Origin of the sequence: Cognaticolwellia aestuarii, assembly GCF_002000025.1 — a bacterium.
GTDB classification, from domain to species: domain Bacteria; phylum Pseudomonadota; class Gammaproteobacteria; order Enterobacterales; family Alteromonadaceae; genus Cognaticolwellia; species Cognaticolwellia aestuarii.
This window is the reverse complement of the sequence record NZ_MUZV01000003.1, coordinates 309,364-328,305: the sequence shown is the minus strand read 5'-3', so window position 1 is coordinate 328,305 and position 18,942 is coordinate 309,364. Positions and strand designations below refer to the sequence as shown.

At 37.5% G+C, this 18,942-nt stretch carries 16 protein-coding genes; 11 read left to right on the top strand and 5 right to left on the bottom strand.

Annotated features, from left to right (window positions below):
- The first annotated feature begins 2 nt into the window (after positions 1-2).
- The 3 genes from B0169_RS06625 (at position 3) to B0169_RS06615 (ending at position 3,975) form a co-directional block, all read left to right on the top strand.
- On the top strand, positions 3-236 hold the full coding sequence (locus B0169_RS06625; protein WP_077285172.1) for a hypothetical protein: 234 nt from the start codon (positions 3-5) through the stop codon (positions 234-236).
- 2 nt (positions 237-238) lie between these two features.
- Positions 239-1,402 (top strand): cytochrome-c peroxidase, encoded by a 1,164-nt coding sequence (locus B0169_RS06620; protein WP_235838495.1) that lies wholly within the window; start codon positions 239-241, stop codon positions 1,400-1,402.
- 500 nt (positions 1,403-1,902) lie between these two features.
- On the top strand, positions 1,903-3,975 hold the full coding sequence (locus B0169_RS06615; protein ID WP_235838494.1) for a methyl-accepting chemotaxis protein: 2,073 nt from the start codon (positions 1,903-1,905) through the stop codon (positions 3,973-3,975).
- A 359-nt stretch (positions 3,976-4,334) separates the two neighbouring features.
- Here B0169_RS06615 and B0169_RS06610 read toward each other — a convergent pair whose 3' ends face one another.
- Both B0169_RS06610 and B0169_RS06600 read right to left on the bottom strand, forming a co-directional pair.
- Positions 4,335-5,492: an aromatic ring-hydroxylating oxygenase subunit alpha gene (locus B0169_RS06610; RefSeq protein ID WP_077285170.1), complete on the bottom strand. Its 1,158-nt coding sequence runs from the start codon at positions 5,490-5,492 to the stop codon at positions 4,335-4,337.
- Positions 5,493-5,762: 270 nt separating this feature from the next.
- Positions 5,763-8,861, bottom strand: coding sequence for a YncE family protein (locus B0169_RS06600; RefSeq protein WP_202971810.1), 3,099 nt, complete (start codon positions 8,859-8,861; stop codon positions 5,763-5,765).
- A gap of 150 nt (positions 8,862-9,011) precedes the next feature.
- Here B0169_RS06600 and B0169_RS06595 point away from each other — a divergent pair, with 150 nt between their 5' ends.
- From B0169_RS06595 to B0169_RS06585, 3 genes are all read left to right on the top strand, one after another.
- Positions 9,012-9,590 (top strand): TetR/AcrR family transcriptional regulator, encoded by a 579-nt coding sequence (locus B0169_RS06595; protein ID WP_077285168.1) that lies wholly within the window; start codon positions 9,012-9,014, stop codon positions 9,588-9,590.
- 84 nt (positions 9,591-9,674) lie between these two features.
- The gene (locus B0169_RS06590; protein ID WP_077285167.1) at positions 9,675-10,292 is read left to right on the top strand and encodes a hypothetical protein; all 618 of its coding nucleotides are present in this window, start codon (positions 9,675-9,677) and stop codon (positions 10,290-10,292) included.
- Between the two features lie 10 nt (positions 10,293-10,302).
- Positions 10,303-11,202, top strand: a complete 900-nt coding sequence (locus B0169_RS06585; protein ID WP_077285166.1) for a sterol desaturase family protein — start codon at positions 10,303-10,305, stop codon at positions 11,200-11,202.
- Between the two features lie 121 nt (positions 11,203-11,323).
- Here B0169_RS06585 and B0169_RS06580 read toward each other — a convergent pair whose 3' ends face one another.
- Positions 11,324-11,842, bottom strand: coding sequence for a VF530 family protein (locus tag B0169_RS06580; RefSeq protein ID WP_077285165.1), 519 nt, complete (start codon positions 11,840-11,842; stop codon positions 11,324-11,326).
- 200 nt (positions 11,843-12,042) lie between these two features.
- Between B0169_RS06580 and B0169_RS06575 the strand changes: the two genes are divergently transcribed.
- Positions 12,043-12,615, top strand: coding sequence for a DUF2780 domain-containing protein (locus tag B0169_RS06575; RefSeq protein ID WP_077285164.1), 573 nt, complete (start codon positions 12,043-12,045; stop codon positions 12,613-12,615).
- Between the two features lie 293 nt (positions 12,616-12,908).
- Here the strand turns inward: B0169_RS06575 and B0169_RS06570 are convergent, their stop codons facing one another.
- Positions 12,909-13,328 carry a Replicative DNA helicase gene (locus tag B0169_RS06570; protein WP_077285163.1) on the bottom strand — a complete coding sequence of 140 codons (420 nt, stop codon included), beginning with the start codon at positions 13,326-13,328 and terminating at the stop codon, positions 12,909-12,911.
- 768 nt (positions 13,329-14,096) lie between these two features.
- On the opposite strand from B0169_RS06570, the gene B0169_RS06560 reads away from it, so the two are divergent.
- From B0169_RS06560 to fadR, 4 genes are all read left to right on the top strand, one after another.
- Positions 14,097-15,533 carry an SEFIR domain-containing protein gene (locus B0169_RS06560; protein ID WP_077285161.1) on the top strand — a complete coding sequence of 479 codons (1,437 nt, stop codon included), beginning with the start codon at positions 14,097-14,099 and terminating at the stop codon, positions 15,531-15,533.
- 436 nt (positions 15,534-15,969) lie between these two features.
- Positions 15,970-16,341 (top strand): hypothetical protein, encoded by a 372-nt coding sequence (locus tag B0169_RS06555; protein ID WP_143323486.1) that lies wholly within the window; start codon positions 15,970-15,972, stop codon positions 16,339-16,341.
- Between the two features lie 85 nt (positions 16,342-16,426).
- Complete coding sequence (locus B0169_RS06550; protein ID WP_077285159.1) at positions 16,427-17,059, top strand: hypothetical protein; 633 nt, start codon at positions 16,427-16,429, stop codon at positions 17,057-17,059.
- A gap of 142 nt (positions 17,060-17,201) precedes the next feature.
- Positions 17,202-17,912 (top strand): fatty acid metabolism transcriptional regulator FadR, encoded by a 711-nt coding sequence (gene fadR / locus B0169_RS06545; RefSeq protein WP_077285158.1) that lies wholly within the window; start codon positions 17,202-17,204, stop codon positions 17,910-17,912.
- A gap of 205 nt (positions 17,913-18,117) precedes the next feature.
- Here fadR and sodB read toward each other — a convergent pair whose 3' ends face one another.
- Positions 18,118-18,699, bottom strand: a complete 582-nt coding sequence (sodB, locus tag B0169_RS06540) for a superoxide dismutase [Fe] (RefSeq protein WP_077285157.1) — start codon at positions 18,697-18,699, stop codon at positions 18,118-18,120.
- Positions 18,700-18,942 lie beyond the last annotated feature (243 nt).

Here is an 18,942-nt window from a genome sequence, read left to right as displayed (position 1 = left end):
GCATGAGTATATTATTAGCAACAACGGTGAGTTTAGGGCAACTTTGTTATAACGCAGATCATGATATTAACTCTGCAGAGTTTATGCGTGCTGCGAGTCATTATCAGCAGGTACTAGCTAAGGCTATGGAGCAAAAGAAGTCTCAGTGCTGGATAATAAGTAGCGAAAAGCAACGACAAGAAGCGACATTATTGGTCAGTATGGATGCCACTGAGGGCACATTAGCGTTAAAGTAATCATGATGTACAAAAAAACGACTTTTGTGATATTTAATCGTTTAGTGAAAATATGCGCAGTTATCGCTATTTTCACTAGCTGCGCTTCTTACTCGGTAGACTTTGAAGCGCTGAGAAAAATATACAGTCAAGCAAGCCACTTGTGGCCCAAAGCTGAAGTAGATGAAAGTATTAACGCAACAGAAATAGGGCTTTTACCTGCGGTTACTTTTCCTAAAGAAAACCCTTATCAAGCAAATAAACATAAACTGGGGGAACATTTATTTCATGACGGTAAGCTATCGCGTTCAAAGCAAATTGCCTGTGCAACTTGTCATGATCATGACCTAGGTTGGGCTGATGGGAGAAAAACATCATTTGGTCACAACCGACAGAAAGGAAAAAGAAATGCCCCAACAATTGAAAATGTTGCTTTTGGCAAAGAATTTTTTTGGGATGGTCGTGCTCAAACATTAGAGCAACAAGCCTTAATGCCTATTCAAGATCCGCTTGAAATGAACTTTACACTACCAGAACTTGAAGCTCGACTTAAGCAAGATAGACAATATCTTACCTTATTTAAAGCTGCTTATGGTAGTGATGAAATTACAGCAAAAAAAATTGCAATGGCACTGGCTACGTATCAACGAACGTTAGTTTCTCGACGAAGTGATTTTGATCGGTTTTTGTTAGCACCAGAGCAAAAAAACAATAAAATGCAAAAAATTTATAACTCGGCAATGTCTGATAAAGCTATTTGGGGGATGCATTTATTTAGAACAAAAGCAGGGTGTATGAATTGCCACTATGGAGCAACATTTTCTGATAAAAAATTTCATAACTTAGGGTTAACTTACTACAAAAGAAAATATCAAGATTTAGGACGTTATCAATATACCAAGCAACCAGAAGATGTTGGCAAGTTTAAAACCCCTGGGCTTAGGGGAGTATTAAATACTAAGCCTTGGATGCATAATGGTTTTTTTGGTGATTTAACCGGGCTATTAAACTTTTATAATGCCGGCGGCGTGCAAATAAAGAAAAATAATTTAGATGCACTTTCTCCTAAAACATCCAACTTACTTAAACCATTATCTTTAAATAACGAAGAAATTGCTGCGCTGATAGCATTTTTGCAAGCCATTAGCCCAGCACCAGCGCATAACTCAGCTGCACGAATTCAATAAATAATGCATCAAATTGAATAACAGTATCGAACTCCTTATCCGTAGCGTAGTTGGGGTGAACGCCTTATTTAGCCGCCTTAAACTACAGGTAACACCGATCGCTCATGTTAATAACTGAGGTTATAAACTTAAAAACTATATTTGCGTTGCGCTAGCTTATTAATATCAATAAAGCTTTAGTTACTATTGAATTTTTGCATTGTTTTGGTGCATGTCATTGAGCGTTGCTAAGAAATAATAGTGTTTCTTTAAACCTAATGGTATTACAGGGAGAACAGTTTATGCGCATGCCTTAGTGACTTAAATGTGATATTCAATAAGAGCTGGCTGTTTGTATTATGGGTAATGAAATAACAACCAAAATTTATAATTAGCAACCATAATGATAAGTGGTGGATATGTCAGAGTGTTGCTGACTATGATCACTCTGGTAAGACCACTCTTTACATTTAGCTTTAGCTATTTATAATCGGGTATCAATCTAAGTGATTGAAAGATATATGCGAGAGCATAAAAACTTAATTATTTCAGAGGTGTCTATGTACAACCTACCATTAACAATAAAACAAAAAATAATAATGGGGTTCACGACAATCGGAGTTTTATTAGTTGCGGGGAGCATCTTTTTTTATAACTCATTAACCCAAATAAGTCAGGCGAACAGTAATGTTGAACTGCTCGCTGTTCCGGTGCAAAAACAAAGTAACGCTTTGCAAATAAAACTACTTAATATGATGAAAGTAGGCGCGTTAGGCTTTACGCAGGAAAATACTGACGACTTGCTACAAAGTGAGCAGGAATATGCACAGTTAAATCAGCAGTTCCTGTCAGCGGTAAATGTTTTACGTAGTAAAGTAATGGATCAGCCGAAAATGTTACAAGCCTTAAAACAGGCGCAAACACACTATCAAAACTATGTTTCTCAAAGTGAACGTTTTTACTTAGCGAAAAAAAATGTTGCCACAGCTAATGATAAATTTGATGCGAATTATCAGTTATTTAATGCAAGCCTAGATCAAGCGAGTAATGATATGCTTGACCTTGAACTTCTGGAATTACCAGGGCAGGCGAAACTATTAGAAGACATTATTGGTAACGGCACACGCATAGACGATATGCTATTTACACTAAGAAACACCATGTCAGGATTAAAGCAAGTGGCTGACCTTACCGTGTTAGCTCAGCATAAAGAGGACGTTGGCTTTTTAGTGACAAATGCAAAAAATAACTTTGATTTTATGCACCAGCTTTTTGCTGGCATTGAAGATAAAGCGTTACTTGAAGACTTTTCTATTCATTTTGCGATATTAAATGACTTATTAGTTGAGCCAGGTAAGTTATATCAGCAAAAGCAACAGGCACTTAATGAAGCAACGAATGCCAATGCGGCTTATAAAAGCTCAGTAACCAGCTTTAATGCAACATATCAACAACTAACTTTATTGTTATCGCTTGCTGAGGCACGCTTTGATGCACTGCAATTGACCACGAAAGCTAAGGTAGCGACAGGCGAAAATTTGGCAATGTATATGGCCGTTATTTTCCTTGTTTTAGCAACTTTTATCGCCGTGGTAACAACGCGCGCTATGTTAGGACCTTTAAGAAATGCCAATAAGTCATTAGCCTTGATTGCACAAGGTGACTTAACGCAAAGGTTAACCATTAAAAACCAAGATGAATTTGGTGATTTATTTAAGAACATCAATAAGCTAAGTGATGATTTAACTTCATTACTAAAAAATATCAGTCAAAACGCCTATTCACTTGATGAGTCAGCCAAAGTAACAAGTGAGCAAAGTCACCGTATTGCGCAATCTACATCAGCACAAATTGCTCGTGTGACAAATGCGAAACAAATTGCTGAAAAAATATTTCTTAGTTCATCAAGTGTGACCGATGAAGCAAACTTAACCGCTAATAATGTTTCAGAAGCTTCAAAGCACAGTTTTGAAGTACGTTCGATTGCTGATGATAACAGTAATCGTATTGTCTCTTTATCAACGAGTTTGAGTGACTCAGTTGAAGTCATGTCACGATTAAGTAAACACAGCGACAGTATTGGCGGCATTTTAGATACGATTGGTAGTATTGCCGATCAGACCAACTTGTTAGCGTTAAATGCAGCTATTGAAGCGGCACGAGCAGGCGAGCACGGCCGAGGTTTTGCTGTAGTGGCTGATGAAGTGAGATCGCTTGCCTCACGCACCCAAGCTTCAACCGCTGAAATTCAGCATATGATTGATGCACTACAAAAAGAAACACAAATCGCTGGCTCGGCAATTACACAAGGACAAAACCAAGCTGCGGAGTGTGTATCGCAAAGTCAAGAATTGAGCAATGCGATTAAACAAATTGAAAGTGCATTGCACACCATAGATGAAATGAGTAAAAGTATCAGCGTTGCTTCTAATGAGCAGTTAGGCTTTAGCCAAGATATTGAAGCAACAATGAGCGAAGCAGCAGAGGCCGCAACGCATAACGCGGCAGAGTCACAAGACTTATCTAACCGAAGTGATGAGGTCAATAAATTAGCTGACTCGTTAACGGCTTCAGTTGCCCGCTTTAAGCTTTAAAATATCAGATAAAATAATTATATTTGGTAATATGTTAGTGGGGAATATATTAGTGGACTTGGTGGTAAACCTCAGTGGTTGAGCTGCCATATACTTAGCATCATAGGCTATTAATCTCTCAATAAGAAATTACAAAATAAGCCAAGCAAAAAGTGAATAATGGCGCTATTAGTCAATAGCGCCATTTTCATCTACCTAAAATTTCAAGATAAAGTTATCGAGATAAAATTTCGATATAAGTTTCGATGTAAAGTTCTATCTAAAATCCCTCGTTAAAGGGGCTTGCGAAAGTCTGCCGCCAAAGTTATTCGCTTAAGTAACTAAAAACAAAAACAAAAACAAAAACAATGACTATCAACTTATTGTTCAGGGCTGTAAGCTTTGATGTATTGCCAAACAATTCTTTGGTACTCGCGTACAGGCGCTTCGCCAAATAGGGCTGACGGGCCTTGCTGATACATAGGGCTAGTGAGCGAGCGTTGTAGTTGCTCACAAACATATATGTCTTCTGCTAAAAAATCTTCTGAGGCAAGCGGATGATCATCACTAGCTGTTGCATCTTTGGCGAATATTAAGTTTCGCCAATAAAATGCGCTGCGCATGCTTTGGCTAAGATAAGTTAAATCAGAAGAAGGCTGTATTTTCGTTCTGATGACAATACGGGTTTTATCTACAGCTAAAGGGATAACTTGAAATACTGACCATGAAGACTCGCTTGCTGTCAGCCCTATACCAGGAAATAACATAGGGACCCATGCGGCTAAGTCAGCTTTTTCAATATGCTTAATAAGAGGTAGTGGTGAATTACGCTCAATATTATCATGATAACTCTTAGTTAATGGCTCATGAAATGCAAAGTGAGGGCCAAAGAATTGAAAGTTAGCTTTAGCATGATCATACATATTGAGTGTGCCAGCGTGTAATTGTGCTAAGTGATAGTGGTCAATGTAGTTTTCAATGACAATTTTCCAATTTGCTGCTACATCTTTGACAACGACATCGTTAGTGGCTTCGACAAGTTTTTCAACATCATGAGGACCAATATGATCGACAATTTCACCTAACCATTGTGATAACTTGATCGGGTTTTCTTCTGGATGTACCCATAACATGCCTCGCCAAAGTTCAACACTCGCCGCTTTTAAAGCAAAACATTTTTTGTCGAGATCTTTAAATTCAATATTCTTTTTCGGTAAAGAACGTAACTGGCCATTTAAATCGAACCGCCAGTCATGGTAAGGGCAGGTAATATGTTTATCAACCTTGCCTTTTGGTGCTAGTAGTTGTGTGCCTCTATGTGGACAAATATTATGATATGCGCGTAGTGTATGATTTTCATCCATAATCACAATAATATTATTTAAACCTGCTTGCACACTGATAAATTGGCCGGGCTTCGTAATGTCTTCTCTGAGGCCAGCAAAGGCCCATGTTTTTGAAAAAATGTGTTCCTGCTCTAACGTGAAATAGGCGGGATCGGTATAGGATTTGGCCGGTAAATAGTCATTTTTAAGCATCTTATGCTCCGATAGATGAGAAAAGTGCCGATATTTGGCACTTTTTAAGTTTTATTTTGGCGATTTAATTATGAAAATGGCCAGTGAGGGTAAATAAAGCAACTTAGCGCTACTAGTGCCCAAAGCATGATACAAAACCAATACATGTTTGGTTGCGTTGTGCGCTCATAGGGTTGCCAAAGGTAAACTTCACCTCTTATTAAATCGAAAAGTAGCCAAATAAATAATGCACTACCTAGAAAATATGGCCATGGAAAAGATGCCGCCATGTTAAGCGCCCTCATCAAAATTTAGTACACCATTCAAATTGCTATCTAAAGCACTTTGCCAGCCTTTACCTGGTACAGTACACGTGAAAGTTAAGCTATTAGTGACAGTATTGGCCAATGTTTGTAATTGGCTCGACGTTAGCATCGGCTCACGAGCTGCATCACTACGATATTTATTTTCTTTATTATCAAATAAATATCCGCGTTGCTTACCATCAATGCTACCCAGTGCTATTAAATCGCACTCAGTAACTTCACCGCCAAGTATTTTTGATGTAAATACTGTTTTTGCACGTTCTTCAAACAGTGATATACGTTGTACTACTTGCAAAGCAGAGCGACTATTTAAGGTGATCTGTTGACCTACTATTGGTGCTAAGTCATTGTCAAACTCCATCATATAATCGACTAAACCTTGTCGTGTTGCTTCATCGGGAATACCGATAGCGCCGTCATTAAAATGACAACCATAACGAGCATCAGCGCCAGGAGGACAGCCTATTTGGCCGTTATCAAATACGGCGCCTCTGAGAAAGTTTAATAGCTTGTCAGTTGCACCGTCATGTAAAAAACCAAAGCCTCGAATTTGATCACCTTGATGTTGTTTGGTATCAGATGGTAAAAAACCTTCCCTATCAGGCAAGCCAAACATGCCAACTCGAGTATATAAGTTTCTAAGTTGAGGTACTTTTAAAATCTGAATTTCACCGCCATGAGCTATTTCACCGCGGCTACCATAAAAACCTTTATTGTGATCAACACCATGACAACCCTGACAATTTACACCATCAGCTGAGTCACCATTAATAGGCGTGTCATTTACAACGCCGTCAGAGCGCCTTGATCCATGAAAAAAGTCAGCGCCTTTTTGAGCTGAACTCGACAAGCTATTATCAAGGTTTCTAATGGGGTTTGGAGGTAACGCCACCTTTAGCATGAAATCAGCAAACTGATCAATATCACGTTCGAGTGCTATAACATCAGCGGTTTTATTGGCTGACGCCACCGATGCAGGTAAATCAATATCAAGTCCAAGTAAGCCTTCAAAAGCGACAATAAAGTTTTTGAATGAAGTACGCTCATCGAGTGTTTGGGCAATATCATCACCGAAATAACCGGTAGAGCGATCACCACGCCAGTGCATATGTCCATGATTATGCATGCCACGCATGGTTTGAGTTCCCATTGGGCCTTTCATCGCGGCAAATGTTCGTTTATTTCCATCACCATTTATAATATCTAATAATTGGCAACTTTCATCTTGAGGACCAACCAGAGTACAGCCCAATTCAGACAGGTTCTCGGTGGGAAATGGCAATGGGTTTTCACCGTTATTAGCATCAGGGTTTCCCAAGTTCCAACTTAAATGATCGGTATCACCAAAAATATGGCAGCTAGCACAAGCGGCTTCACCGTTTGAAGATGAGCGATTGGCATCGTAAAGCAGTTGGCGACCAGCGATGAAATCTTCAGGTTCGGGTGTTGAAAGTGCAATGCGTTGGAGCTCACTATCATGAAGTGAATTGACAGTAACTATCGCGTTATCGAAACGGGTGTAAACATATAAACGTTTTTTGCTTTCGTTGAGTAATAATCCAGCCGGACCGCCAGCTATATTAATATAGTGCTTACTCAAGTTTTTAGGATTAAACTCTTCGGCTTCATTGTCCCAAAAGCTATCGTTTTCCAGTTGCGCTGTGGGTAATTTAGCCACTTTATTTGAGCCGATCACCGCGCTATAGAGCGTAGAGCCGTCTTCAGTGATAGCAAGCTGCAATGGCGTCGACAAACTGTGCTGCTTAACCTTACTATTACCTTTTAAATCAGCATAATTAATATGCCGATTTAGGTGGCGAGGCTTAACGTTATTCGCATTTGGCTCGATAACGGTGATCCTACTTTGTGCAATATTGCCTTGTACAGTAGATTTAGCAAAGTTACCGTTACCTTCAAAACGAGTACTATTGTTGGCCTCGAGATTACTAACATAAAGGTTATTATTTATAGGGTTAACCACCAAGTTGAATAGGGTGGTGCCGACATGTTTAAACGCCGACTTCTGCTGTAAGCTATTTGTATCAATAGCAAAAACATCTAAATCAGGTAAATTAAAGCGGATACCGTTGGAAAAGTTTCTCCCTTTCGTGTCAAGCCAGCGTCCTGTGTCGTTATCAAACTTTACTATCATGCTTGTCCAGGGTTGTGGCTTACCTTCAGCGTTTTTCCCCGGCGCAGTTCTTCCTCCTGGCAAGTAACCATCGCTTAAACCATTTGGGCTGGTTATTTCATCAAGTACTTTGCATGGGTAAGCCCCGTACTCATCGTCTTCATAGCCGTAACACATCACAGACTCATGAACTGCTGTTGTTTGATTACCTGAGTTTAAAACCCCTGCATATACTGTTGACTGATCTGGTGTTACTGCTAATCCTCTTAAGTTATCACCAAATAATGACATTATTTTTAGCGGTTTGCCGCCAAGTGTGCGACCTTGCTCTATGGCATCAAATATCCAAATATCAGCGCGCCCTTGACTAGCATGATGTAATTTTGGATCGCCACTGCCCTTAACATCAGCAAGCGCAGGATTCATACGTTGCTGCCCTCGGTGTGCCGTGGTTATAAAGGCTTTTTTATCTGCAAAAACAATATCTTTTGGCTCGTCGCCAACTAATAATGTGCGTGAAACTTTTGCTGGGGTTGTTGATATATCAACCAAGCTGATTGAATCTGAAAGATGGTTAACCACCCACGCTGTTTGGTTATATATCGCCACAGCGACAGGTTCTAAACCAACAGGGAGGCTTTGTTTTAGGGTGAGATCCCCCTCGAGATTAATAGAAAATATTTCTAAACTATTATTCGCGGTATTGGTAACAAATAAGGTTTTACTGTCAGCTGACATGGCAATTGGGCGCACGGGAGCTGACTCAAAACCTACAAAGTCACTTAATTGTGGTGGCGGCATTACCATTGGTGGAGCAGGTATTACTGGCGGCAACACAGTCACAGGCGGCACAACAGGTTTTGCTGTATCTGCACCACCTCCACCACAAGCCGTTACCAAGCTAATTGTGGCAAGTAAGATAAGTTTTTTCATTCAAATGTTCCATTTTAGTGTAAATTTTCATGTTGACAATTTATAGCTTATGATGGAAATGGGTATATTGTCAAGGTGACAATTTTCAAGAGGTAGGATATGCTAAACAGTACTTACTATTAAATAAATTTATTGCTTAAGGGGAGAGTTATGGCACGCCCAAGTATGGCTGGTCAGCGTCGGGAAGAAATACTAGATGCATTAGAAATTTGTATTCTAGATAAAGGCATTCAAGCGGTATCATTAGAGCTTTTAGCGGAAACAGCTAAAATGAAGCGCACTATTTTACGTCATTACATAGGTAACAGAGATGAAATTATTTGTGCATTAAGTGCACGATGGACAGCTGCTTACGCCCAACAATGGCAAGATATGCAAGTATGGTTACCGTCATCAAATAGGGCAGAGGCCTTGATAGATATACTCTTTTCTTCACGGTCAACTGAGCATATCAATAATACGATTATTGGAGAAGCGCTGTTTTCTGAAGCAAAGAGGTTACCTGATATTAAGCGTGACCAAGAAAAAATAATGGCAGAGTTTATTCATCATGTTGTTGAAGAGCTACTCAGTCAATACCCAGATTCCGAAAGTGAAAAAATAGAATTAGTTGCCATAGGCGTCTATGCTAATTATTTAATGAGTGAATCTTTATTACCTTTGGGCATGATGGACGAAGTGGTAAAGCTGAAAAAATCTACGTTATTGCTGATTTCAACACTCGTTTAGTTTCACCAACTATAAATTGTCATGTTGACAATTTATAGTTGGTACTGTATCTTGCACCTACCTATTACAACTCAAGTGTTAGTTATGAATTTATTTGTTTCAATTTTAACCAGTATCATCATTGTTGTTATTGTTTGGTTCGGGGTTATTTATCAGCCAAGCTCGACAGATATCGACATTATTACTTCTGATCAAGCACATGAAATAGCAAAGGAAATTACAGCTGGAACATCTCCTTTTATTGCTAAAAAAATAAAAACGAACACCGATAAAAATGATGTTAAGTACGCGGTTTATAATACGCCAGTACGAAGTGTTTTCGGTGTTGAACAACATATGAAAATAAATGATATTGAGCAGTTGTGGAGCAAGTTTTATCGCGATCAGGCATTGCAGAGCAAACTTAATGATTACCCAACAGCGGCTTATGTACTATATCGAAACATATCAAAAGATTTTAAAAATGCAGATATTACTATTGGTTACCATAGTGATGAGTTAAGCAATAAACCTACAGGCGTCTTATTGCCTGTAGGGTATTATCAAACAGTGCTCACCGGTAATGACATAACCTCAATACAGTTATTAAAAGCTTGGCAAAAGCTTGATTTTAGCCGCGAGGTGACTGCTGTTATAGAGCGCCACCAGTTAAATAAATCAGCTGATGTGACTAGTGTTCGCATGCAAGTTATCTACAAATAAGGGGAAAAGTATGGAAACATTATCTGAAGTAGTATCAACTGACTTTATTTATGGTCTAGAAACCTGGTTAGATGATTGGTTTCTTGTTTTCGCTTTAGCATTATTTGTTTTTGAGTTAATACGTTATGCGTTCAAGAAAAAGTTATCTTGGGATTTGATGGGAGATAGCGTAGCTAATTTTGCCACGTTAGCGATGTTTATTGTTATTGTAGCGCTTGTTGCTGGCGTATATGCGGGAGTGTTTTTTTATGTTTATGAAAATTTCCGTATCATTGATCTTCCCGTTACGGGTTGGACAATTTTGGCCTGTATCATACTTGCAGATTTGGCATACTACTGGGAACATCGTTTTTTACATATGAATGGTTTTGGTTGGGCAACACATACCGTTCATCATAGTTCCCCGCATTTCAATATTTCGGTTGCCTATCGTCACGGCCCTATGGATTGGTTTTTCCCATTGTTCTTTCATTTACCGTTAGCAGTACTTGGCTTTAACCCTTTCATTATCTTTTTAGCGGAAGTTATTGTGCAGATTTATCAAACCCTTTTACACACCGAGTCGGTAAAAAAGTTACCTAGACCGATTGAAGCTATTTTTAATACTCCATCGCATCACCGAGTACATCATGCGACAAATAAACAGTACTTAGATAAAAATTATGCCGGTATCTTGATTATTTGGGACAAAATGTTTGGTAGTTTTGCACAAGAAAAAGAAACGGTTAATTATGGCGTATTCCCTAGAGTTAATAGTGTTAATCCGTTAACGGTATTTTTCTCTGGTTATGGTACGTTTTTCTTAAGGTTATGGCATGCTCCGTCGTGGTCACACCGCTTTAAGTTATTTGTTAAATCTCCTACGTGGGCTTGGCAACAAGAGCAACAAGAGAAAAAGGGGTCGAATTAAGAGTATATGTAGCGCTCGATATTGTTTTAAATGGTAAGCTATATAGCTACAAAAAAGCCTAAATAACGTGAGTTACTTAGGCTTTTTTGTGGTTGTTTTTAGCTAAAAGGAAGTGTTGCGATTAACGCGGCGCGTCAGCATAAGGGTCAAATGGCTTATGCTCGTCACTTGAAGGTGTACCTTTATTGCTTGACTTATTATTTGTTCTCGCACTGTTGTTTTCGCGACTAAAATCTTTTTTGTATGTTTTCTTATGATCAGGTTTAGCGCGGTGTGTTTCTTTAAAGCTGTCTTTGCTTAACGGCACAATCGCTTCACCTTTTACCAATACTTTTGGTTCTTTGGGTTTGATATGCAATGGAATAATGCGCTGGCGCGGCGGAATTTCAAACTCATCGTCACTCGGCTCAGGTAAGTTTTTAAAACTATAAAGGTAGAAACGCTCAAGGGTTTCTCTTGCCCAGTCAGTTTTTCGTAAAAACTTTAAACTTGACGCCATACTCGGGTTGTTTTTGAAACACTTAATTCGCGTGTACTCTGCCAAAATATCAAAGCCATAATGTGTGACTAATTCGTTTAGTAATATGTCTAACTTTAATCCGTGTAAAGGGTTGTTTAATTGCTCGTTTTCTTGACTCATTATTAACTCGTTTATGACTTAGTTTAACAGACTTGCTTGGTTGATATTATACACCTAAATGATAGGGTTATAAGTCTTGATTTAACTTCTCTGTTAAACAGTTGTGAAATAAAGCTTATAAAGCAATGCGTACAATTATGTTAAATGTTGTACACTAACGTTAACAATATAATACTTAATAAAAATCTACGGAAATCATTATGAAAAAACTAATTGTACTATTGACCATTTCAACCTTGAGTACATCTGCTATTGCAGAGGAAACAAGCTGGTTCGATAGTTTAAAAAATCTCGTTGGTTTGGGTGATAAAACAGAGCAAACGGTTGAAGCAAAAGCAGCAGCTACGCCAAACAGCGATGGCTTAATTAATATGCTTACAAGCTCTTTAGATGTTAACTCAGATCAAGCCACAGGTGGCATGGGTGCTATTTTTAATTACGTGAAAAACAATGTGTCAGCTGAGCAATTTAGCCAGTTAGCAAGTGCGGTACCTGGCGTTCAAGGTCTCATCGGACAAATGCCAGATACGAGCAAACTTGATTCAGGTTCAGATTCTAGCGCCGGTGGTTTAGGTGGTTTACTTGATCAAGCATCACAATACAGTGATTCATTAAAATCTATAAATGAAGTAAAAAAACAATTTGAAGCTTTAGGTTTAAAACCTGAAATGATCACGAGCTTTATTTCTACCGCACAAACATACCTAGATACCGAGCAAGGCCAACAAGCAAAGCAAGTATTAACGGCTGGTTTAGGTAAGTTGTTAGGTTAATAACTGTCGAGTTAGCAGAGAATTTTTACATAGCCTTATTTTTACATAGTCTTATATAGTTTTATATAAAGTAAAAATTCGCCGCTACAGTTAAAGCACTTAAAAGTAATAACATTACCTTTAAGTGCTTTTTTTTGGAATGTGTTAAGCGCTAAGCTAATTTATAACAGCCATTACTATTACGTTAAATAAAACAACTAAGCTGCAAATAGCCATGATTTTATCGCGATATTGATAAAATTTGCATCACGTTATTATTTGCATCATATAATTATTTGTTTACTAAATTTTAATTAAGTGCTTTTTAACGCGGTTAATAAGTCATCTATTTCAGCCTTTAAGTCTTTATCTGCAATTTTATTGCTGCTGACTTTAGCATTCTCTAAGTGGTTAATAGCACTTTCTTTATTACCTAATTCAACTTGTAACGATGCAATGGCAAACGCAATCGATGAAAGAAAATCTTTCGAGTTAATAGCTTGTGCTTTTACTAAGGCTTTTTCGTAAAGCGTAATGGCTAAGTGCAAATCATCAGTAAAGTCAGCGAGGGTTTCCCACTGCACAGGGTGGTCTTTGTCAGTGTCTTCATTATCTTCGCAAACTTGTTTTAATTCATCGTAGTATTCATCGAAGACAGCTTGATTTTTTCTAACAGAAGCTTGTAGTAGGTCTTTAGCCAAGGTGTGTACGTGCTTGTATATCTTGGTATTCATTTTTACCCTATGATTTTTTAAATATATCAGTGATTATAGAGCTTTTAGCGCAACTAAACAGGCTAGAACGACGATTACCAGTAATTAATCGTTAATCAATTTGGCACATTATTTATAAAGACAATTTTGCTCTTATTTTAATTATCTTTGTTGCTTCTTTTATGTACAGCTCTAAAGTGTTTCCACCCAAGTCAAGAAATAAGGCAAGTTGCCTCATTTCGTGTATAAGCAAAACTTTTGTTTTGATCTTTAGGTCAGGAGTGGTATCAGCTAAAAAGATTTGTTATTAATATGTAAAATAAATAAGGTGGAAACTTTTTTTCTGTAAAAGAGGAAAGTTGCCTCCTATTAAATTGTTATGTGTAAGGAGAGTATATTGGCATGAAGGTGATAACGGTCTTTGCCTAACGTACAGCAATGAAAACGTAAAAGTAGAAACCTGTTATTTTGGAAGTTCAAATCTTCCTGAAACTATGAATAAAAAAACGACTGTCTTAGAAACACCAGATAAAGGGAGAAAGCCTATGAAAACTAGATTAGTAAACAAACTTCTGCGTTGGGTAAAAGCGACTGTTATCACTGTTTCACTGGGGTCATACGGCGCGGTCCACCTTCAACCCAATGTGCTTTCTTACACATAACAAGTCAATTCAGCAGGACAAAAAACAGTTGGTTTTGCTCCTGCGTCGCTAATTTTAACCAACTGTTTTTTGCCTCTGATTGAGGCGTTAGCTCACTACATTATTTTCCCGTATTAAGGAGGCATTTATGAAAAGCCCCAAAGTATTTATTTCGTATAGTTGGTCGGATCAAAATCACCAAGAGTTAGTGAAGCATTGGGCAGACCGGCTTGTTTCAGATGGTGTTGATGTAATTTTAGATATTTATGATCTGAAAGAAGGTGATGATAAGTATGTATTTATGGAAAGCATGGTTACAGATCCTGAAGTTACTCATGTGTTAGTTATCTGTGACAACGTATATGCTGAAAAAGCGAATGCTCGCAAAGCGGGGGTAGGCACTGAGTCTCAAATTATCTCAGGAGAAGTCTATCAAAAGGTAAAGCAGTCAAAATTCATACCAATAGTCTGTGAGTTTTCTCCTGAGGGAGATCCAATCCTGCCTGCTTTTATGCAATCGAGAATGTGGATTAACTTTTCTAGCTCCGAGGCTGAAAATGAAAATTGGGAGCAACTTATTAGGTTGCTTTATGGAAAACCTCAGCACGTAAAACCTAAAAAGGGAAAGGTTCCGACGTTTATCACAAGTGATACTCCTATTCCTGCTAGTGAATCGTTCGCCAAATTTAACTCTTTAAAACAAGCAATACTACAAGATAAAAAAGGACTTAATCACTATCGACGAGATTTCATTGATTCATGTATTTCATATGCGGATGACTTAAGAGTTAGAGAACGTCCTGAAGTAGACTCAATCGGCGAAAAAGTCCTAGAAGACTGTAATAAGCTAAAAGCTGTTAGAAATTATCTTTGTGATTGGGTTTTGTTAGAAAGTGAAATTAGCGATGAAACAATTTTCGCTGAGTCGTTAATTGATGTACTCGAAAAATTAAGAGAATTAAAATCTAAGCCAGCAGAAATATCAAGTTGGAATGATTCGTGGTTTGAAGCCCATTCTGTTTTTGTTTATGAAACATTTCTTTATATTGTTGCGGCTTTATTAAAATCAGGTGCATATAGTGTATTAAATGAAATCTATTATTCTCACTATTTAATGCCATCAACAGATCAATATGGACAAAAACACTTTGAAAAATTCGACTGTTTCTATGGTAGTTCAAATACTTTACAATCAGTTTTAGCTCCTAAAAACCAACGCCTTTACGCTCCTGCTGCTGAACTTATTAAAAGTCAATCAGATCGAGAGGATATTCCTTTTTCAGATATTCAACAGGCTGAACTCCTTACATTATTAATGTCTCTAATAACACCTGAAGCAAACTGGTATCCTGGAACTTTACATTACTCTTCTTATGGCGGAGGTGACTATCCTTTTTTTATCAGGGCTGCTCAACATAAGAATTTTCTTAAGCTTGCTAAAGTTACTGGTATTCAGTCAGCTGAAGAGTTACGAGCAAAAACAAAACTCGGGTACGATAACGCTAGGAACTCTTGGAATGATTTTCGATATGGTTCAGGTTTCTGGTCTTCATTGAACATGGATGATTTGGACAGCTTAAAGTGAGCTAACAACTTCAAACGGAAAAAATACAGTTGGCTGTTTTCACTCCGTTCAACATTTTACCCAACAATATTTTTCCGCTTAAGTAAGCGTTATGTGTTCTCAAGGAGTTAGGCTATGCCTCAAAATGGAATAATTTATAGAATCCTCATTGCTTCACCATCAGATTGTGTTAAAGAACGATCATCAATTCCTGAAATTATTTACTCTTGGAATGCATCACACTCTTTTCATACAGGTATTATTTTGGAACCTGTAATAAATTTAAAGGACATCCATCTCAAATGTTAATAAACCTTTAGCGATGCAAAAATAAAAATCGTCCAAAAACGTAAACGTTTTTGATTGTTAAAAGAAAATAATCCAGTTAGAGTATTTTGATTAAAAATTAAATAAAAAACGAGTAATTCTACAGGCTCGTTAACTGCCAACGAGAGTCATGGAAAAATTTAAGCATAATCACATTCCGAAGAAGACGCGCATTTTCAATGTGATATGGGCCTGCATCCTTATATTTTTGGCTATATATGGTTGGTTGTCTGGCAGCTTTTATTTTCCGGGCCGGGTTGGTAGTAATGGTGTTACGTTCACCAATTTAGGTTTGATTTTATTCATTTGCGCTTTAATCACCGCAGCCATAAATGCTCTTTTGGTAGTTGTAGACCACTACGATAAGAGTAACAATGAAACACAATACAAAACCTTTTCTCGGTATCTTAATATCTTTGGTGTAATTGTCATTATCAGCGCTTTTGGTTATCAATATGTTTATAGTCAAAAGCCAGTGGTAGTAATTGGCAATGGCAGTTAACAAAAACATAATGGTGGGAATTTTACTCGCTGAAAAGCGTTCCTAGAATCCCCATATGTTAAGCGTTTAGCTTTTTCGGAGAAGTATGGATTACTCAACGTATTCAATCGATGAACTCATGGATTGTCTTAATAATATAGATAAAAATACGCACCCTGAAAATTATAAAAAACTAATTCTTGAGATGGAAAAAAGAAAACCGGAAATAGAAACACAACTAAAACAGGAACATGAAGAGTTTACTTTTTCTACTGAAAATAGAATTAAGGTTTTAAGTTGGCTCCAGATAGCAACAGCTATTGGTTTTTCTATTGCATTCATAAATGTACTCTTAGGTTCAAAAGAAGCAATAGATTTAACTGTCTATGGAATCATTGCTATTTTTAATGGTTTCGCTGGTTATAGACTATTAAACCGTGCAAGTTATGGTTATGAACTATCTTACATTAATCAAATTCTTCAAATTTTAACCATAAATACAGGTACATTGTTTTTTACTTACACTGGATTAGGTAGTTTCCTCGTAGGTATTGAGGATAGTTTATTTTTTAGGGCTAATTTATTAAGCACCGATTTCAGGTTAATTACTGGTGAAAATATAGGACAATTTGGTGTAGGAATTGATTTAATAGCATTGTTCTTTTTGGGTGTACTGCACTCATGTAAAGAGTTAGGGTTAAATACAAAAGCTATCAAGCAAATTAATCAGGACAAATAACAGTTGGTTTTTGCTCCTTCGTCGCCTATTTTAACCTTAAGTGGCACTCGTCGAATAGCAATATTTCGCTTACGCTTGTGTCAACTGTTTGTTCTGGTACAATCAGTTTCAATTACAGTTAACCCAAGCGATGTGGAGCCACATGGTCATAAAAGCGCACAGTCCAGCAGGATTTGCCGAGCAGTATATTGTTGAATCTATCTGGAATGGTGGATTTCCACCGGGTACTATATTACCCGCTGAACGTGAATTATCAGAACTTATTGGCGTCACAAGAACGACATTAAGAGAAGTATTACAGCGATTAGCACGTGATGGTTGGCTGACAATTAAACACGGCAAGCCGACCAAAGTGAATAACTTTTGGGAAACATCTAGTCTTAATATACTTGAAACCTTGGCGCAACTTGACCAAGAAGGTATTCCTGATTTAGTTGATAACTTGATGTCAGCGCGTACCAATATTAGTGCTATTTACGTACGTGGTGCGATTAAAAATAATCCTGAAAAAACCATTGAGTTACTATCAGCAATTGAAGATGTTGAAGATAATGGCGAAGCTTTTGCTGAGTTTGACTATAAACTTAATAAAGAGTTAGTTGTAGCGTCAGGAAACTCGATTTACTTATTGATTTTAAATGGTTTTAGAGGCTTGTATTCGCGTTTAGGTAGTTTGTATTTTGCCCATCCTAGAGGTCGTGAAATTACCCGTATTTATTATAAAAACCTTATTGAATTAGCCAAGGCTGAACAGTTCGATGAATCAGTTTTCGCGGTAAGAAAATATGGTGTAGAGTCAGGTAAACTTTGGCTTGAATTAAAAGATGAAGTGTTAAAAGAGCTCGCTGAATAGCATTCAAAGCAAGCCAACCGATTATATAAAAAAAGCAACTGTGCTGATAAAGCAATACAGTTGCTTTTTTTATAGTTTTTATTTATTGATTGAAGACTTTTAAGGGCTGGTGTTTACTTGTTATGGCAGGGATATTTCAGGCAAATAAAAAGGCCAGAGAATGATTCTGACCTTTTAACATATAAACTAATTTACTAACGATAGATTATGCGAAGTTTGCTGCCGCAAAATCCCAGTTAGCTAGTGCCCAGAAACCTTCCATGTAGCTTGGACGAAGGTTACGGTAATCAATGTAGTAAGCATGTTCCCATAAATCAACTGTGATAAGTGGTGTAACACCTTCGTCAGTCAATGGTGTAGCTGCATTTGAAGTATTAACGATAGCTAGGCTACCATCAGCATTTTTCACTAACCAAGTCCAGCTTGAACCAAAGTTGTTGATAGCACTATCAGTGAATTTTGCTTTAAATTCTGCAAATGAACCGAAGCTTGCAACAATAGCGTCTGCTAATGCGCCAGTTGGTTCGCCGCCGCCGTTAGGACTTAAGCTATTCCAGTAAAAAGTGTGGTTCCAAATTTGTGCTGCGTTATTGAAAACACCAGCAGTAGATGACTTAACGATATCTTCTAAAGATTTACCTTCAAAATCAGTGCCTTCAATAAGACCGTTTAGTTTTACAACATACGTGTTGTGGTGCTTACCATAGTGAAACTCTAATGTTTCTTGTGAAATGTGTGGTGCTAGTGCATCCATTGCATATGGTAGTGCTGGTAACTCGATAGCCATTATATTCTCCAGGAAGTGATTATAAAAATTTATTCTTATGCAAAATTTAAAGAAGTAGTTTGTTTTTTTCTAAAACCTAGTAAACTACTCGGGTATTTAAAGCTTACATAGTTTACTCAAATATATAGGTATTACCATAGGTTTTATCAAGGCTATTATGTTTTAATATATAAATTTTTTGCTTTAGTATTTATTGTTCTGTTTATTTTGTCAGTTTTACTCTAAGTATTGAGCACAGTAAGT

Excerpts from the sequence above, each read along its gene's own strand:
- B0169_RS06625 (WP_077285172.1), top strand. The coding sequence starts at position 3 with ATGAGTATATTATTAGCAACAACGGTGAGTTTAGGGCAACTTTGTTAT.
- B0169_RS06620 (WP_235838495.1), top strand. The coding sequence starts at position 239 with ATGATGTACAAAAAAACGACTTTTGTGATATTTAATCGTTTAGTGAAA.
- B0169_RS06615 (WP_235838494.1), top strand. The coding sequence starts at position 1,903 with ATGCGAGAGCATAAAAACTTAATTATTTCAGAGGTGTCTATGTACAAC.
- B0169_RS06610 (WP_077285170.1), bottom strand. The coding sequence starts at position 5,492 with ATGCTTAAAAATGACTATTTACCGGCCAAATCCTATACCGATCCCGCC.
- B0169_RS06600 (WP_202971810.1), bottom strand. The coding sequence starts at position 8,861 with ATGAAAAAACTTATCTTACTTGCCACAATTAGCTTGGTAACGGCTTGT.
- B0169_RS06595 (WP_077285168.1), top strand. The coding sequence starts at position 9,012 with ATGGCACGCCCAAGTATGGCTGGTCAGCGTCGGGAAGAAATACTAGAT.
- B0169_RS06590 (WP_077285167.1), top strand. The coding sequence starts at position 9,675 with ATGAATTTATTTGTTTCAATTTTAACCAGTATCATCATTGTTGTTATT.
- B0169_RS06585 (WP_077285166.1), top strand. The coding sequence starts at position 10,303 with ATGGAAACATTATCTGAAGTAGTATCAACTGACTTTATTTATGGTCTA.
- B0169_RS06580 (WP_077285165.1), bottom strand. The coding sequence starts at position 11,842 with ATGAGTCAAGAAAACGAGCAATTAAACAACCCTTTACACGGATTAAAG.
- B0169_RS06575 (WP_077285164.1), top strand. The coding sequence starts at position 12,043 with ATGAAAAAACTAATTGTACTATTGACCATTTCAACCTTGAGTACATCT.
- B0169_RS06570 (WP_077285163.1), bottom strand. The coding sequence starts at position 13,328 with ATGAATACCAAGATATACAAGCACGTACACACCTTGGCTAAAGACCTA.
- B0169_RS06560 (WP_077285161.1), top strand. The coding sequence starts at position 14,097 with ATGAAAAGCCCCAAAGTATTTATTTCGTATAGTTGGTCGGATCAAAAT.
- B0169_RS06555 (WP_143323486.1), top strand. The coding sequence starts at position 15,970 with ATGGAAAAATTTAAGCATAATCACATTCCGAAGAAGACGCGCATTTTC.
- B0169_RS06550 (WP_077285159.1), top strand. The coding sequence starts at position 16,427 with ATGGATTACTCAACGTATTCAATCGATGAACTCATGGATTGTCTTAAT.
- fadR (WP_077285158.1), top strand. The coding sequence starts at position 17,202 with ATGGTCATAAAAGCGCACAGTCCAGCAGGATTTGCCGAGCAGTATATT.
- sodB (WP_077285157.1), bottom strand. The coding sequence starts at position 18,699 with ATGGCTATCGAGTTACCAGCACTACCATATGCAATGGATGCACTAGCA.